Origin of the sequence: Nioella sp. MMSF_3534 (assembly GCF_030732985.1) — a bacterium.
In the GTDB taxonomy this organism is placed as follows: domain Bacteria; phylum Pseudomonadota; class Alphaproteobacteria; order Rhodobacterales; family Rhodobacteraceae; genus Nioella.
Genome location: NZ_JASHJX010000010.1, coordinates 20586 through 34282 on the forward strand (window position 1 = coordinate 20586; position 13697 = coordinate 34282).

The following is a 13697-nucleotide window of genomic DNA, read 5'->3' on the forward strand; positions in this document are numbered from 1 at the left end:
TGGTCTGCCGGTTTACGCGGCTGTTTGCGCCTTCGGGCCGAAGCGGCCGTAGAAGCTGTGGCCCTTGCCTGCCATCTCGCGCAGAAGATCGGGGGTGGCGAAGCGCGCGCCATAGGTCTCGGTCAGCTGGTCACAGCGTTCCGCCGCATAGGGTGTGCCGAGCATGTCGAGCCAGCTGAACGGACCGCCGGACCAAGGGGCGAAGCCCCAGCCCAGGATCGCGCCCACGTCGCCTTCGCGGATGTCTTCCAGCACGCCTTCCTCCAGCGCGCGGACCGCTTCCAGAACCTGCGCGAAGAGCAGGCGGTGCTGGACCTCGATCAGCTCGGGCTGCGCGTCCGCCTCCGGGTACTTCGCGGCCAGACCCTCCCACAGGCCCTGACGCTTGCCGTTGTCGTCATAGGCGTAGAAACCGGATTTGGACTTGCGGCCAAGGCGGCCCTCGTCGGCCATCCAGAAGAGCACGTCATCGACGGCGGCATCGGGATAGGCGTCGCCCATGGCAGCCTTGGTGGCCTTGGCGATTTTCACGCCGAGGTCGATGGAGGTTTCATCGACCAGCTGCAGCGGGCCGAGCGGCATGCCCACCAGTTTCGCCGCATTCTCGATCAGCGCCGGGGCCACGCCCTCCTTCACCATGCGAATGCCTTCGTTGATGTAAGGAATGATGCAGCGGTTGGCGTAGAAGAAGCGGGCGTCATTGACGACGATCGGCGTCTTGCGGATCTGGCGCACATAGTCGAGCGCCTTGGCCACGGCGCGGCTGCCGGTTTCCTTGCCCTTGATGATCTCCACCAGCAGCATCTTGTCGACGGGGCTGAAGAAGTGGATGCCGATGAACTGCTCGGGGCGGGTGCTGGCCTTCGCCAGGTCGCTGATCGGCAGGGTCGAGGTGTTGGTGGCGAAGATCGCGCCTTCGGGAATGACCGCTTCCGCCTTGGCGGTGACGTCGGCCTTGACGGAGGGGTCTTCGAACACGGCCTCAACGATCAGGTCGCAGCCTTCGAGCGCGGCATAATCGGTGGTCGCGGTGATGCGCGCCAAAAGCTCCGCCTTCTGGTCCTCCGTCACCTTGCGGCGGGAAATGCCCTTGTCGAGGATGCCGGTGGAGTAGGATTTGCCCCGGTCGGCGGCTTCCTGCGTGCTGTCGATCAGCACCACCTCGATGCCCGCCTTGGCCGAGACATAGGCGATGCCCGCGCCCATCATGCCCGCGCCCAGAACGCCGACCTTCTTGACGGTTTCATCGGCCACATCGGGACGGTTCGCGCCTTTTTCAAGCGCCTCCTTGTTGACGAAGAGGCTGTTGATCATGGCAGAGGACGAGGGGTTCATCAGCACATTGGTGAACCAGCGCGCCTCCACCTGCAGCGCCGTGTCGAAGGGCACCAGCGCGCCTTCGTAGACAGCCGAGAGCAGCGCCTTGGCCGCCGGGTAGACGCCCTTGGTCTTGCCGTTCACCATGGCCGATGCGCCCACGAAAGTCATGAAGCCCGAGGGCGAATAGGGCGCGCCGCCGGGCATCTTGTAGCCCTTCTGGTCCCACGGTTTGACGATATCTGCGTCCTTGGCGTTCAGAACCCACTCCTTTGCGGCAGAGAGCAGCTCGTCTGCCGGAACGACCTCATCCACGATGCCCGCGGATTTGGCTTTCTTCGGGTCGGAAAGCTTGCCTTCCAGCAGGAAGGGGCTGGCCGCCATCGCGCCCATCTTGCGCGTCAGCCGGGTGGTGCCGCCCGCGCCGGGGAAGATGCCGACCATGATCTCCGGCAGGCCGATCTTGGCCTTGGGGTTGTCGGCGGCGAAGATGCGATGGCACGACAGCGGGATCTCCAGACCAATGCCAAGCGCGGTGCCGGGCAGGGCGCAGGCGATGGGTTTACCGCCCTTCAGCGTCTTGGGGTCCATGCCCGCGCGCTCGATCTTGCGCATGATGCGGTGGGCATTCATGATCCCGTCAAAGAGCCCCTGGGCCGGGTTGTCGCCCGCCATTTCCTTCATCTTGGCGATGACCTTGAGGTCCATGCCGCCCGCGAAGCTGCCGGGCTTGCCGCTGGTCAGGATCACGCCCTTGATGGCGTCATCGGCCAGCGCCTGGTCGATCAACTGGTCCAGCTCGTCCCAGCCCTCCAGCGTCATCACGTTCATGCTCTTGCCCTGGGTGTCCCAGGTGATGGTGGCGACGCCGTCGGCGTCTGTTTTCATGGTGAAATCGGTCATTTGTCGTCTCCCTTCAGCGGGGTGCCGTCTTTGCGGGTGAAGGTGAAACCGGTCGCGTCAACGCTGATTTTCAGGTCGATATCGCTGTACCAGCCGGTCTCGGTTTCCGTGCGGGTGCCGATGACGAGGAAGCGGGCCTCGTCGCCGGTGTTGTTGATGAAGCAGTGGCCGTTGGGATCGCCCGCCTTGAAGGTGGCGCAGTCGCCTGCGGTCATCTGGGTCTCGCCGTGGTCGTCGACCAGCGTGCAGGTGCCCTGCGTGACCATCACGAATTCATCCTGCTGTTCGTGCCAGTGGCGCAGCGAGGATTTCGCACCGGGGGCGAGGATGACGATATTCGCCCCGAACTGCGTCAGCCCGCCCGCATCGCCCACGCGCAGCGAACTGCGCCCCTGCATCTCCGCATCATAAGGAGCGGGGTAGATGGAGCCGGTGCGGGCTTCCAGTTTGGTAAGGTCGATCTTGGGCATCAGACGCGCTCGATGATGGTGGCAGCGCCCATGCCGGAGCCGATGCAGAGCGTCGCAAGCCCGGTTTCCTTGTCGGAGCGTTCCAATTCGTCCAGAAGCGTGCCGAGGATCATCGCGCCGGTGGCCCCAAGCGGGTGGCCCATGGCGATGGAGCCGCCATTGACGTTGATCTTGTCCCAATCCGCGTCGAACGCCTGCTGGAAGCGCATCACGACCGAGGCGAAGGCCTCATTCACTTCGAAGAGGTCCAGATCGCCGATGGTCATGCCGGATTCGGCCAGGATCTTCTGGGTCACCGGAACCGGGCCGGTCAGCATGATGGTGGGATCGGTGCCGATCTTGGCGGTGGCCCGGATGCGGGCGCGGGGCTTCAGCCCCATGGCCTCGCCGTATTCCTTGTTACCGATCAGAACGGCGGCAGCGCCATCGACGATGCCCGAGGAATTGCCCGCATGGTGGATGTGGTTGATCCGCTCCAGATGCGGGTATTTCATCAACGCCACAGCGTCGAAACCGGGCATGACCTCTCCCATGTCCTTGAAGGAGGGCTTGAGGCCACCGAGCGACTGCATGTCGGTGCCGGGGCGCATGTATTCGTCATGATCGAGGATCGGCAGCCCGTTCTGGTCAAAGACCGGCACGATGGATTTGGCGAAGCGATTGTCATCCCACGCCGCTTTCGCGCGTTTCTGGGATTCCACCGCCAGCGCATCCGCCTGATCGCGGGTGAAGCCGTATTCGGTGGCGATGATATCGGCGGAAATGCCTTGCGGGACGAAGTAATTGTCCATCGCAATGGCGGGATCGACGGCAATTGCGCCGCCGTCCATGCCCATGGGGGTGCGGCTCATGCTTTCGACGCCACCGGCGATATAGGCATGGCCCGCGCCGCCCTTCACCTGGTTGGCGGCGAGGTTCACGGCCTCCAGCCCGCTCGCGCAGAAGCGGTTGATGGAGAGGCCGGGGATCGATTCGTCAAGGTCAGAGGCCAGAACCGCGGTGCGCGCGAGGCAGGCGCCCTGTTCGGCCACTTGCGTGACATTGCCCCAGATCACGTCCTCGACGGCATGGCCTTCGAGATTGTTGCGGTCTTTCAAGGCGTTCAGCGCAATCGCGGACAGCCGCGCGGCGCTGACTTCGTGCAAGGAACCGTCCTTGCGGCCCTTGCCGCGCGGGGTGCGGATGGCGTCATAGATATAGGCGTCGGTCATGGGGAATCCTTACGTCTCAGGTCTGTGGCAGGTCGGATGGTAGCGACCAATGAGTGTCGACATGTTCTCTGCAAGCGCGGGCAGCGCTGCGGGTTTCGGTTGCGGTGAAGCAGGCCCTGTGAAGGCTTTCGCGCGCCTCCCGGAAGCCCTGGGAGGCCCAGAAGACCGTGGCCAGAGCCGACAGGGTAGCGAGCGCTAAGCCCGCGAAGATCAGCGGTGCGTCACGCGGCAACCGCTCCGCCGGGATGAGAAGCGGCAGCGCCGTGATCCCCCCCGTGCCGAAGAAGAGCAGCAGGGTTGCCGGGGCTTCGTAGTCGATCAGGCCGAGAAACACCGCTATCGCAGGCAGCGCGGCCAGACAGGTTGCGCCGAAGAGGAGGGCAAAGGCGCTGCGGGGCAGCGGGTCCGTCCGCCCGCGATAGGGTTTGAGCACGCAAGCAAGGCTCGCGCCCCCCACCAGCCCGCCGCACAGGGCGATGGCGGCCATGATGGCGAACGCCTCGGTCATTTGGACGCCTCATTGTCCGCCAGGGCGCGCGGCATCAGGTCGTAGGGGTGTTGCCAGCCCGGGCGTTCGGACAGGCGGGTGAGCCAGGCGTCGATATGGGGCCAGTCGGCCCGGTCAAAGCCGAAGGGCTCAGGGTAATAGAGATAGCCGCAGCAGGAGAGATCGGCATTGGTCAGGCTGTCGCCCACGATCCAGTCGCGGCCTTCCAGATGGGCGTTGAGCGTGGCATAGGCGGCTTTCAGGCGGCCCTGCATGAAGGCGATCACGTTGGGGTCGCGGTGCTTCTCGGGCAGGAAGTTCATCAGGAAACGGGTCATGCCGGCCTGGGAAGACAGCTTGTGGTTGTCCCACAGGACCCAACGCAGCACTTCGTAGCGGTCTTCGGGCGCACCGCCGTGCCTGCCGCTCTTGTCGGTCACGTATTGCTGGATGGCACCGGACTGGGTGAGCCTGACGTCGCCATCGACCAGAACGGGTGCCTCGCCCATCTCGTTGATATTGGCGCGGTAGTCGGGCGTGCGGGTCTCGCCGCCGAAGAAATCGACATAGACCGGTTCCCAATCGAGGCCGGACAGCTCAAGCGCCAGCGCCGCCTTGTAGGCATTGCCGCTCTCGCCGAAACAGTAGAGCTTGATCGTCATGCGCCATCCTCCCTGGCCAGTGTCGCGCCTGCGGGGGATTTCACACCCCCCGCACCCCCCGTGGAGTATTTCAACCAAGAAGAAGGCTCGTAACGAGATATTAAGGTTAACCGCCTAGCTTCTGACTCGCGGTACAGGCTGGAGAGCCGATGACCGCCCAAGGAGAAGGCACTCTGCGTATCCGATCCTCCGCGTGCCGGGCCGGTTTGGCCTCCGATGCGGGGCTACGCGGAATGGCAGAGTGTTTCTTCCCTTCTTCTTGGTTCAAATACTCAAAACTCCTCGCTTTCCCCGGGCGCTGCCGCCCGAGGTCATTTCTTGCGGACCTCCAGCTCCGAGTTGAACAGCCGGATGCGGTGGGTGAAATTGTCCTCATCCACCACGCTTTTCCAGTTCTCGAAGAGAAAGGACAGAAACTCCCCCTCGTCGAGCCCGGCCTCGCCCGCAAGCGCCCTCAGCTTGCGATACCCGTCTTCGGACATCGCGATATTGGGGCGGCGGGTGAGGCGCAGGCGTTTGGGCATCGGGTTTCCCTTCAGAACTGGTCCGCGGTCAGGCCCATGACGGTGTCGGCACCGGACTGGATCCGCGCCAGATGCATGCCCGTGGCGGGCAGTTGGCGGGTCATGTAATAGCGCGCGGTCACGAGCTTCGTCTCATGAAAATCAGGGTCCTCGGTGCCGTTTGCAAGGGCCTCAAGCGAGGCTTTCGCCATCCGCGCCCACATCAGCGCGAGGCAGACATGGCCCATCATATGCATGAAGTCGGTCGATCCGGCGAGGGCGGCGTTGGGGTTTTTCATCCCGTTCTGCATGAAGAACATACCCGCGGCCTGAAGGTCCTTCGACGCCTGCTTGAGCGGGGCCACATAGGGCTCCATCGCTTCGTCGCCATTGTCCTTGCAGAAGCCCTTGACCATCTCGAAGAAGGCCATCACGTGCTTGCCGCCATCGGCTGCCAGCTTGCGGCCCACGAGGTCCAGCGCCTGCACGCCGTTCGCCCCTTCGTAGATCATCGCGATGCGGGCGTCGCGGGTGAACTGCGACATGCCCCATTCCTCGATATAGCCATGGCCGCCATAGACCTGCTGGGCCTGAACGGTCATGTCATAGCCCTTGTCGGTCAGGAATCCCTTGATGACCGGGGTCATCAGCGAAATCAGCCCGTCGGCATCGGCGTCGCTGTCGCGATGCGCCTGGTCGATCAGGGTGGCACCCCACAGGATGAAGGCGCGCGCGCCCTCGGTGAAGCTTTTCTGGTCCATCAGGCTGCGGCGGATATCGGGGTGCACGATCAGCGGATCGGCGGGGCCGTCGGGGTTTTCAACACCGGTCACGGCGCGGCCCTGAAGCCGGTCCTTGGCATAGGCCAGCGCGTTCTGATAGGCCACTTCGGCCTGGGCGAGGCCTTGCATGCCGACACCGATGCGGGCCTCGTTCATCATGGTGAACATGGCGCGCATGCCCTTGTGCAGATCGCCAAGCAGCCAGCCCTTCGCCCCGTCATAATTCATGACGCAGGTGGAGTTGCCGTGGATGCCCATCTTTTCTTCGATCTTGCCGCAGGCAACCCCATTGCGCGTGCCGAGGCTGCCATCCTCGTTTACAAGGAACTTGGGAACGATGAAGAGCGACACGCCCTTGATGCCATCGGGGCCGCCGGGGATCTTGGCCAGAACCAGGTGGATGATGTTGTCGGCCATGTCATGTTCACCGGCCGAGATGAAGATCTTCTGCCCGGTGATAGAGTAGCTGCCATCGTCTTGCGGTTCGGCCTTGGTGCGCATGAGACCCAGATCGGTGCCGCAATGGGGCTCGGTCAGGTTCATGGTGCCGGTCCAGTCGCAGGCAATCATCTTGGGCAGATAGGTTGCCTTCTGATCGTCCGAGCCATGGGCCAGGATCGCAGAGGCCGCGCCATGGGTCAGGCCCTGATACATGGCAAAAGCCTGGTTGGAACCTGCGAACATTTCCAGCGTGGCCGCGCCCATGACGAAGGGCATGTTCTGGCCGCCGAACTCTTCGGGCATGTCGAGCCCCGGCCAGCCGCCTTCGCGGACCTGATCGAAGGCCGCCTTGAACCCGGTGGGGGTGCGCACGACGCCGTTTTCCAGCACGCAGCCCTCTTTGTCGCCAACCACGTTCAACGGGGCCAGAACCTCGGCATTCAGCTTGCCGCATTCTTCTAGGATGGCGGCGGTGAAATCGCGGTCCAGCTCGTCATAGCCGGGGATGGATTGCTCGGTCACCTTCAGCACGTCGTGCAGGATGAATTGCATGTCCTTGGTGGGGGCGGTGTAGCTCGGCATCTGGTCCTCCCGAAGAAGCAGAAAAAGGGTGTCAGGCTGATTTCTGGCCGCCGGACAGGCTGGCCAGCATGTCATCGACCATGCCCATCTGAGATTTCATCTCGTCGATGGCATCGTCCAGTTCGGCGCGGCGGCGTTCCAGGTCGTCGAGCCGTTCGCGCGCCACTTCCAGCGTGCGCTTGAGCTGCGTTTCCTGTTGGTCGCCGACATAGTAGAGTTCCAGAAGCTGCCGGATTTCCTCCAGCGAGAAGCCAAAGCGCTTGCCGCGCAGGATCAGCTTCAGCCGCGCCCGGTCGCGCCGGGTGAACAGCCGTTTCTGGCCTTCCCGGATCGGGAAGAGCAGTTCCTTGGACTCGTAAAAGCGCAAGGTGCGCGGCGTCACATCGAACGCATCGCACATCTCGCGGATCGACATGGTTTCGGGATCCATGAGGTCACCTGTGGTCATAAACATCGTTGCGTGGGTCCCGATTTGCGATTCTCGGGGACAGCTTACAAGAGAAGTTTACGTTAACGTAAAAGAGACGTCGCGTCACTTTTGAAATTGACGGCGCGTCAGCGGATTTTTGCGCGACTCCTGCCTTCGCCACAGAATACCCGGTGACGCCAACCTATCCCGGAACCCGCCGATTCTATCGGCTTCAAACAGGGGATGCGTGGGCGCAGGACGCGGTGGAAACGCAGTTCGACGATGGCCCGTCGCGCGACTTGCTTTCGATTATCGGGCGCAGTAGCGTGCGGCATCAGATTGCTCTTAAGGTCTTCACGATTTTGATACAGATCGCCAAACGGGTTTTCTCCCGCGCGGTAAAGCGCCTGGGTATCTCGTACAAGCTTGGGACGCATTTGCATCTGGCGCCGATCAATTGGCTGCGGAGCGATGCGGGCATGCCGCCCATGCCGTTCAATCAACCGTCTCTCGTTCTTCCCCATCTGGCCAATCGGCCCCGCTGGTCACATCTGAAGGATCTGCAAGAGGCAGACCTGTGCGCCCACGCCAAGCCACTGGATCGGGCCATTGATCCGCTTCCGACGTCAATTGCCGAGCCATTTGCGCAGGCCCCCAAGATCGCACGCCTGCATCTGGCTGGGCCGCAGCAGGTGAAAACGGCAAGGGTGCATGTTTTCCAGGATGTTCTGTTTGCCAATCGCGGAGATCGCTTCTGTATCATGCGAGGCGACCGTGTTGATGCCCAATCCACGGCTCTGCCCGGCCCGGCAATGGCGCAGCAGATCGCTGCGGGAAGGGTGACGCCAATCCGGTTGATGGCCTATTGTGGCGACCGCCATAATCCTGGAAATCCGGCCCATTTCGTCGCTGATCAACTGAGCAGAGGGCTGATCCTGCGTGACACCTATGGCGTGGCGTCAGAAGACATCTACCTGCCCGAAACCTCGGCCCCGCTGAACCAAGTGATGCAGCACGCCCTTGATCCCGGTTTTCAGACGGCACGCCCGGGTCATGTCTACAGCGTGGGCACTCTGGTGATGAGCAGCGATTCACTGGGCGCGCATAGCCACAGTCACCCGTTCCACTATTGTGATGCGGATCTGATGGCGGAAATGGCAGCCGCTGCAGAGAGTGCGGTCGGAGCTGCTTCGGGTCATGGCGGGAAGATCTACCTTTCGCGCATGGGAATGCGCCGGAGGCCGTTAAGCAATGAAGCCGAGCTGCAGGCCGCATTGGAGGCCGAAGGATTCACCACGATCCGGATGGAGGCGCTGGATGGCGTCGGCCAGCTTGGGGCCATCATGGAAGCCGATGTCATCGTTGCGCCTCATGGGGGTGCTCTGACCTCGCTCTTCGCGGCAAAGCCCGGATCGCGCTGTATCGAGATGTTCCATCCGCAAAAGGGAACAGCGGCCTTTGCAATGATCGCCGCCCGACGCGGCCTGAACTATGCGCCTGTATTCGGAGAACCGCTGTCAGGCGATGCCTGGCGCGTCGACATCCCCGAGGTGCTCGCGGCGATCCGCGGGGACTAGATCGACCGAAGCGAGGTCAGCCCTTCAGGCCATTCACTTTGTATGACCGTCGCTACTTGAAAACATCGCGCATGCGTTCCAGTTCGACGATGATCTCGTCCAGTTCGTCCCGGCGGCTGCGCAATTCATCCAGCTGTTTGCCAGCCATTTCCATCCAGACCTTGCGTTGCAGGCGCTGTTCCGGGTCGGCGTTGTAAAGCTCCAGCCACTGACGCAGGTCTTCCAGCTTGAAGCCGAAGCGACGGCCCCGCAGGATCAGCGTCATGCGGGCCACCTCGCGCGGGCCATAGAAGCGCTGGCGGCCTTCCTTCTCGGGAAACAGCAGCTCGATATACTCGTAGTGCCGCAAGGTGCGCGGGGTCACGTCGAACCGTGCGCACATCTCTTTGAATGTCAGCCTTTCCTCAGCCATGGTCGCCCCGATCTGTCCTGACTCTTGCCGTAACGGGATTGTGCATCAGGGTTGCGGGGAATGCAAAACCGTGTTCCCTGTTTCATAGTTCGAATACCCGAAAGAAGAGGGAAGGGACCGCCCATGACGCTGAAAGCCGGCGAAAAAGCCCGCATCGCCAAGCAGTTCATCGAGGCGATTCCGTTTTCCAAGGCTCTGGGCATGAACCTTGACGATATCGGCGACGGGTTTGCCGTGATCTCTATGCCTTGGTCGGAGGATCTGGTGGGCGATCCGCAAAGCGGTGTCATTCACGGCGGGGCCGTCTCGGCCTTGATGGACACATGCGGCGGCGCGGCGGTGATGAGCCACCCCGACGCGCCCGCAGGTACCGCGACGATTGATCTGCGCATCGACTACATGCGCCCGGCAACCCCCGGTCAGCGAATCATCGCACGGGCGGAATGCTATAATGTCACCCGCTCGGTTGGCTTCGTGCGCGCCAGTGCCTTTGACGAGGATGAGGATCGGCCCGTGGCCACCGCGGCAGGGGCCTTTACCGTGGAACGCCCGAAGGAGGCCAAGGCATGAACCGCCCCCGCCCCGAACCCGTTCAGGTCGTCAAGGAACGCCGCGACCGCGCGCTGGAGCTTCTGGTGAAGGGCGTGCCCTATGCCCGCTTCATGGGCATCGAGTTCGACCGGCGCGGCGATGAGCTGACCGCGATCATGCATTATGACGAGAAGCTTATCGGCAACCCGTTCCTGCCGGCGCTGCATGGGGGGGCGATTGCGTCTTTCCTGGAGATGACAGCGATCATCGGGCTAAGCTGGCAGACCCTGTGGGATGATATCGAAACCGGTCGCACCGCCGCCGAGGATCTGTCGCCCGAAACCATGCCGCGCCTGCCCAAGACCATCGACTTCACCGTCGATTACCTGCGCGCCGGGCTGCCGCGCGATGCCTATGCGCGGGCGCGGGTGAACCGGTCGGGCCGCCGCTATGCCAGTGTCCATGTGGAGGCGTGGCAGGACAATCGCGACAAGCTTTTCGCGCAGGCCACGGGGCATTTCCTGATGCCATCGCGCAATGGCAACGGGGCGCGTGTTGGCTGAGAGCGCGGGCGCGGCTGACGCCATTTCCCACAAACGGGTTCTGAAGATCGCGCTGCCGATCATGCTGGCCAATGTGACGGTGCCCATACTGGGTGCGGTCGATACCGGCGTGGTCGGGCAGATCCCCGAGGCCGCGCCGATTGCCGCCGTGGGGGTGGGCGCCATCGTGCTGTCCGCCATCTACTGGATCTTCGGCTTTCTGCGCATGGGCACCACCGGGCTGACCGCGCAGGCGGCAGGCGAGGGCAACGGGGCCGAGATCGTGGCGCTGCTGACCCGGGCGCTGTTGATCGCCCTGGCCGGGGGGGTGGTTCTGATCGCCCTGCAATGGCTGATCTTTGCCGGGGCCTTCTGGGTCACACCCGCCAGCGAAGAGGTCGAGGGGCTGGCGCGCGGCTACATGGCGATCCGCATCTGGTCGGCCCCTGCGGCGATTGCCATGTACGGGATCACCGGCTGGCTGATCGCACAAGAGCGGACGCGGGGCGTTCTGATGCTGCAGCTCTGGATCAACGGCGTGAATGTGGTCCTGGACCTCGTCTTTGTCCTGCAATTGGGATGGGGGGTGAACGGCGTCGCCTTCGCCACCTTCATTGCGGAATGGTCGGGGCTGGCTGTGGGACTGTGGCTGTGCCGGGGGGCGTTCGCCGGGCCGGGCTGGAAGGACTGGGGCCGGGTCTTTGACCGCGTTCGATTGAAGCGCATGGCGGTGGTGAATACCGATATCATGATCCGCTCGCTGCTCTTGCAGACGATGTTCGTCTCGTTCCTGCTGCTCGGGGGGCGGTTCGGGGATGTGACGCTGGCCGCCAACCAGGTGCTGCTGCAGTTCCTGCACATCACGGGCTATGCGCTGGATGGCTATGCCTTCGCCGCCGAGGCGCTGGTGGGGCAGGCCTTCGGTGCCGGGCGGCGGGGGCTGCTGCGCAAGGCGGCTGTGCGCAGTTCGGCCTGGGCCACGGGAACGGCGGTTTTGCTGGCCATGGGATTTGCGGTGCTGGGTCCATGGCTGATCGGGGTGATGGCCAAGGATGCGGAGGTGCAGGCCGAGGCGTTGCATTACCTGCCGTGGATGATTGCCGGACCGATCAGTTTCCTGGGGTTGATCATGTTCGACGGGATCTTCATCGGCGCCACGCGGTCCGCCGATATGCGCAACATGATGATCGTCTCGGCGCTGATCTATTACGCGGCGTTGTGGCTGTTGCTGGAGCCGATGGGCAATCACGGGTTGTGGCTGGCGCTCCACATTTCCTTCATTGCCCGTGGCGTGACGCTGGGGTTACGCTATCCGGCCCTGGAGCGTGCTGTGGGCTAGGCGCGGGGAAGGATTTTCGAAAATCCTTTTTTTGAAAAATCTTCGAAGATTTTTCCACCGCCCGGCCGCAATCGCAGTGTTCAAATCCAGTCGCTGCGCCCGGTTCCCACGGCGTCGGCAACACTGGCGTAACCGTCTCGTTCCAGCAGATGGTCCAGACCCCGGACGATATCAGCCGCAAGGGACAGCCCGCCATAGACCAGCGCCGTATAGAGCTGAACAGCCGACGCGCCCGCGCGGATCTTGGCATAGGCCTGTTCCGCCGATCCCACGCCACCCACACCAATAAGCGGCAGCTTGCCCTCGGTCAGCTGCGAGAGCCGCGCCAGCACCCGTGTGCTCATCTCGAACAAAGGCGCGCCGGAAAGGCCGCCCATCTCGCCCCTATGTGCGCTTTTCAGCCCGTCGCGGGACTTCGTCGTGTTGGTGGCGATGATGCCCGAGAGGCCAGAGCCGAGTGCCACCTCCGCGATGTCCTCAATTTCGGAGGGGTCCAGATCGGGGGCGATCTTCAGGAAAACCGGGATCGGATTCGCCAGGGCCGCGCGCGCCTCCATCACGCCCGCGAGCAGCGCCTCCAGCGCCGCCTTGCCCTGCAGGTCGCGCAGATTCTCGGTATTGGGCGACGAGACATTGACGGTGGCGAAATCCACATGCGCCCCGCAGCGGGTCAGCACGCGGGCGAAATCGGCGGATCGGTCGTCGCTGTCCTTGTTGGCCCCAAGGTTCAGCCCCACCACCGCGCCCTTGGGCCGGGTCGCCAGCCGGGCGGCAATCGCCTCCATCCCGTCATTGTTGAAACCGAAGCGGTTGATCGCGGCGCGATCCTCGGTCAGGCGGAAGAGGCGTGGTTTCGGATTTCCGGGCTGGGGGCGGGGGGTGGCGGCGCCCACTTCGATAAAGCCGAAGCCTGAGCGCGACAGCGGGGTCAGAGCGGTTGCGTTCTTGTCGAATCCCGCCGCAAGACCCACCGGGTTGGGCAGGGTCAGGCCCGCAACGGTCGTGCGCAGCTGGTCAGAGGTCACGACACCCGGCAGGGGCGCAAGGCCCATGTTCAGCGCCTTCAGCGCCAGCCCATGGGCGGTTTCCGGGTCCATCCGGCGCATCAGCGCCATGCCCATCCGTTCCAGCATCTCAGCCCTCCAGATCGGGGAAAACGTGGTGCCCGTCGACCAGCGGCAGGGGCTTGGACCAGAGAACATCCGCCAGCCGCAATGGCGCGTAGAGATGCGGGAACAGCGCCCCCCCGCGCGACACCTCCCATTTCAGGGCGTCTCCAAGCGCATCAGTCTCCAGCGCCAGCAGCAACAGCCCGTCCGCGCCCGCAAAATGCTTGGCGGCAGTTTCGGCGGCCTGCTCTGCGGTGGAAAAATGCACGAACCCGTCGGCGATATCCACAGGTGCCCCGGCGCTTTCGCCTTTGGCCTGCAACTCGGCCCATTCCGGGGCCCGGAGGATCTTGTAAATCAGCATGGGCCGCACTTGGCCCGAGAGCGACCCGGCGTCAAGTGTCACATCATGGTCACCGA

Annotated in this window: 15 protein-coding genes; 4 read left to right on the forward strand and 11 right to left on the reverse strand. The window is 63.5% G+C overall.

Features of this window, described 5'->3' with window-relative positions; translation table 11 throughout:
• Positions 1-12: 12 nt before the first annotated feature.
• The 8 genes from RBB16_RS06045 to RBB16_RS06080 form a co-directional block, all read right to left on the reverse strand.
• Complete coding sequence (locus RBB16_RS06045) at positions 13-2220, reverse strand: 3-hydroxyacyl-CoA dehydrogenase NAD-binding domain-containing protein (protein WP_306045304.1); 2208 nt, start codon at positions 2218-2220, stop codon at positions 13-15.
• The gene (locus RBB16_RS06050) at positions 2217-2690 is read right to left on the reverse strand and encodes a cupin domain-containing protein (RefSeq protein ID WP_306045305.1); all 474 of its coding nucleotides are present in this window, start codon (positions 2688-2690) and stop codon (positions 2217-2219) included. The genes RBB16_RS06045 and RBB16_RS06050 overlap by 4 nt, the downstream gene beginning before the upstream one ends.
• The gene (locus tag RBB16_RS06055) at positions 2690-3901 is read right to left on the reverse strand and encodes an acetyl-CoA C-acetyltransferase (protein WP_306045306.1); all 1212 of its coding nucleotides are present in this window, start codon (positions 3899-3901) and stop codon (positions 2690-2692) included. Before RBB16_RS06055 ends, RBB16_RS06050 begins: the two co-directional genes overlap by 1 nt.
• 16 nt (positions 3902-3917) lie before the next feature.
• Positions 3918-4409, reverse strand: coding sequence for a hypothetical protein (locus RBB16_RS06060; RefSeq protein WP_306045307.1), 492 nt, complete (start codon positions 4407-4409; stop codon positions 3918-3920).
• Positions 4406-5050, reverse strand: coding sequence for a glutathione S-transferase family protein (locus RBB16_RS06065; RefSeq protein WP_306045308.1), 645 nt, complete (start codon positions 5048-5050; stop codon positions 4406-4408). The genes RBB16_RS06060 and RBB16_RS06065 overlap by 4 nt, the downstream gene beginning before the upstream one ends.
• Before the next feature lie 311 nt (positions 5051-5361).
• Positions 5362-5574 carry a hypothetical protein gene (locus tag RBB16_RS06070; protein WP_306045309.1) on the reverse strand — a complete coding sequence of 71 codons (213 nt, stop codon included), beginning with the start codon at positions 5572-5574 and terminating at the stop codon, positions 5362-5364.
• An 11-nt stretch (positions 5575-5585) separates the two neighbouring features.
• Entirely contained in the window at positions 5586-7358 is a 1773-nt protein-coding gene (locus tag RBB16_RS06075) for an acyl-CoA dehydrogenase C-terminal domain-containing protein (protein WP_306045310.1), read from the reverse strand.
• Positions 7359-7389: 31 nt separating this feature from the next.
• A complete protein-coding gene (locus RBB16_RS06080) occupies positions 7390-7788 on the reverse strand; it encodes a MerR family DNA-binding transcriptional regulator (protein WP_071690766.1) in 399 nt (132 codons plus the stop codon).
• 170 nt (positions 7789-7958) lie between these two features.
• Between RBB16_RS06080 and RBB16_RS06085 the strand changes: the two genes are divergently transcribed.
• A complete protein-coding gene (locus RBB16_RS06085) occupies positions 7959-9344 on the forward strand; it encodes a glycosyltransferase family 61 protein (RefSeq protein WP_306045312.1) in 1386 nt (461 codons plus the stop codon).
• A 52-nt stretch (positions 9345-9396) separates the two neighbouring features.
• On the opposite strand, the gene RBB16_RS06090 is transcribed toward RBB16_RS06085, so the two are convergent.
• Positions 9397-9756, reverse strand: coding sequence for a MerR family DNA-binding transcriptional regulator (locus RBB16_RS06090; protein WP_071690764.1), 360 nt, complete (start codon positions 9754-9756; stop codon positions 9397-9399).
• A gap of 123 nt (positions 9757-9879) precedes the next feature.
• Here RBB16_RS06090 and RBB16_RS06095 point away from each other — a divergent pair, with 123 nt between their 5' ends.
• The 3 genes from RBB16_RS06095 to RBB16_RS06105 all read left to right on the forward strand — a co-directional run bounded on the left by RBB16_RS06095 (position 9880) and on the right by RBB16_RS06105 (position 12168).
• A complete protein-coding gene (locus RBB16_RS06095) occupies positions 9880-10326 on the forward strand; it encodes a PaaI family thioesterase (RefSeq protein WP_306045313.1) in 447 nt (148 codons plus the stop codon).
• A complete protein-coding gene (locus RBB16_RS06100) occupies positions 10323-10850 on the forward strand; it encodes a PaaI family thioesterase (RefSeq protein ID WP_071690762.1) in 528 nt (175 codons plus the stop codon). The genes RBB16_RS06095 and RBB16_RS06100 overlap by 4 nt, the downstream gene beginning before the upstream one ends.
• Before the next feature lie 61 nt (positions 10851-10911).
• Positions 10912-12168: an MATE family efflux transporter gene (locus tag RBB16_RS06105; protein ID WP_306045372.1), complete on the forward strand. Its 1257-nt coding sequence runs from the start codon at positions 10912-10914 to the stop codon at positions 12166-12168.
• Positions 12169-12248: 80 nt separating this feature from the next.
• Here the strand turns inward: RBB16_RS06105 and RBB16_RS06110 are convergent, their stop codons facing one another.
• Both RBB16_RS06110 and RBB16_RS06115 read right to left on the reverse strand, forming a co-directional pair.
• Positions 12249-13301, reverse strand: a complete 1053-nt coding sequence (locus tag RBB16_RS06110) for a quinone-dependent dihydroorotate dehydrogenase (protein WP_306045314.1) — start codon at positions 13299-13301, stop codon at positions 12249-12251.
• A 1-nt stretch (position 13302) separates the two neighbouring features.
• The gene (locus tag RBB16_RS06115) at positions 13303-13641 is read right to left on the reverse strand and encodes a DUF952 domain-containing protein (protein WP_306045373.1); all 339 of its coding nucleotides are present in this window, start codon (positions 13639-13641) and stop codon (positions 13303-13305) included.
• Positions 13642-13697 lie beyond the last annotated feature (56 nt).

Coding starts and splice junctions, on each gene's coding strand:
- RBB16_RS06045 (WP_306045304.1), bottom strand. CDS start 2,220: ATGACCGATTTCACCATGAAAACAGACGCCGACGGCGTCGCCACCATC.
- RBB16_RS06050 (WP_306045305.1), bottom strand. CDS start 2,690: ATGCCCAAGATCGACCTTACCAAACTGGAAGCCCGCACCGGCTCCATC.
- RBB16_RS06055 (WP_306045306.1), bottom strand. CDS start 3,901: ATGACCGACGCCTATATCTATGACGCCATCCGCACCCCGCGCGGCAAG.
- RBB16_RS06060 (WP_306045307.1), bottom strand. CDS start 4,409: ATGACCGAGGCGTTCGCCATCATGGCCGCCATCGCCCTGTGCGGCGGG.
- RBB16_RS06065 (WP_306045308.1), bottom strand. CDS start 5,050: ATGACGATCAAGCTCTACTGTTTCGGCGAGAGCGGCAATGCCTACAAG.
- RBB16_RS06070 (WP_306045309.1), bottom strand. CDS start 5,574: ATGCCCAAACGCCTGCGCCTCACCCGCCGCCCCAATATCGCGATGTCC.
- RBB16_RS06075 (WP_306045310.1), bottom strand. CDS start 7,358: ATGCCGAGCTACACCGCCCCCACCAAGGACATGCAATTCATCCTGCAC.
- RBB16_RS06080 (WP_071690766.1), bottom strand. CDS start 7,788: ATGGATCCCGAAACCATGTCGATCCGCGAGATGTGCGATGCGTTCGAT.
- RBB16_RS06090 (WP_071690764.1), bottom strand. CDS start 9,756: ATGGCTGAGGAAAGGCTGACATTCAAAGAGATGTGCGCACGGTTCGAC.
- RBB16_RS06095 (WP_306045313.1), top strand. CDS start 9,880: ATGACGCTGAAAGCCGGCGAAAAAGCCCGCATCGCCAAGCAGTTCATC.
- RBB16_RS06100 (WP_071690762.1), top strand. CDS start 10,323: ATGAACCGCCCCCGCCCCGAACCCGTTCAGGTCGTCAAGGAACGCCGC.
- RBB16_RS06105 (WP_306045372.1), top strand. CDS start 10,912: ATGCTGGCCAATGTGACGGTGCCCATACTGGGTGCGGTCGATACCGGC.
- RBB16_RS06110 (WP_306045314.1), bottom strand. CDS start 13,301: ATGCTGGAACGGATGGGCATGGCGCTGATGCGCCGGATGGACCCGGAA.
- RBB16_RS06115 (WP_306045373.1), bottom strand. CDS start 13,641: ATGCTGATTTACAAGATCCTCCGGGCCCCGGAATGGGCCGAGTTGCAG.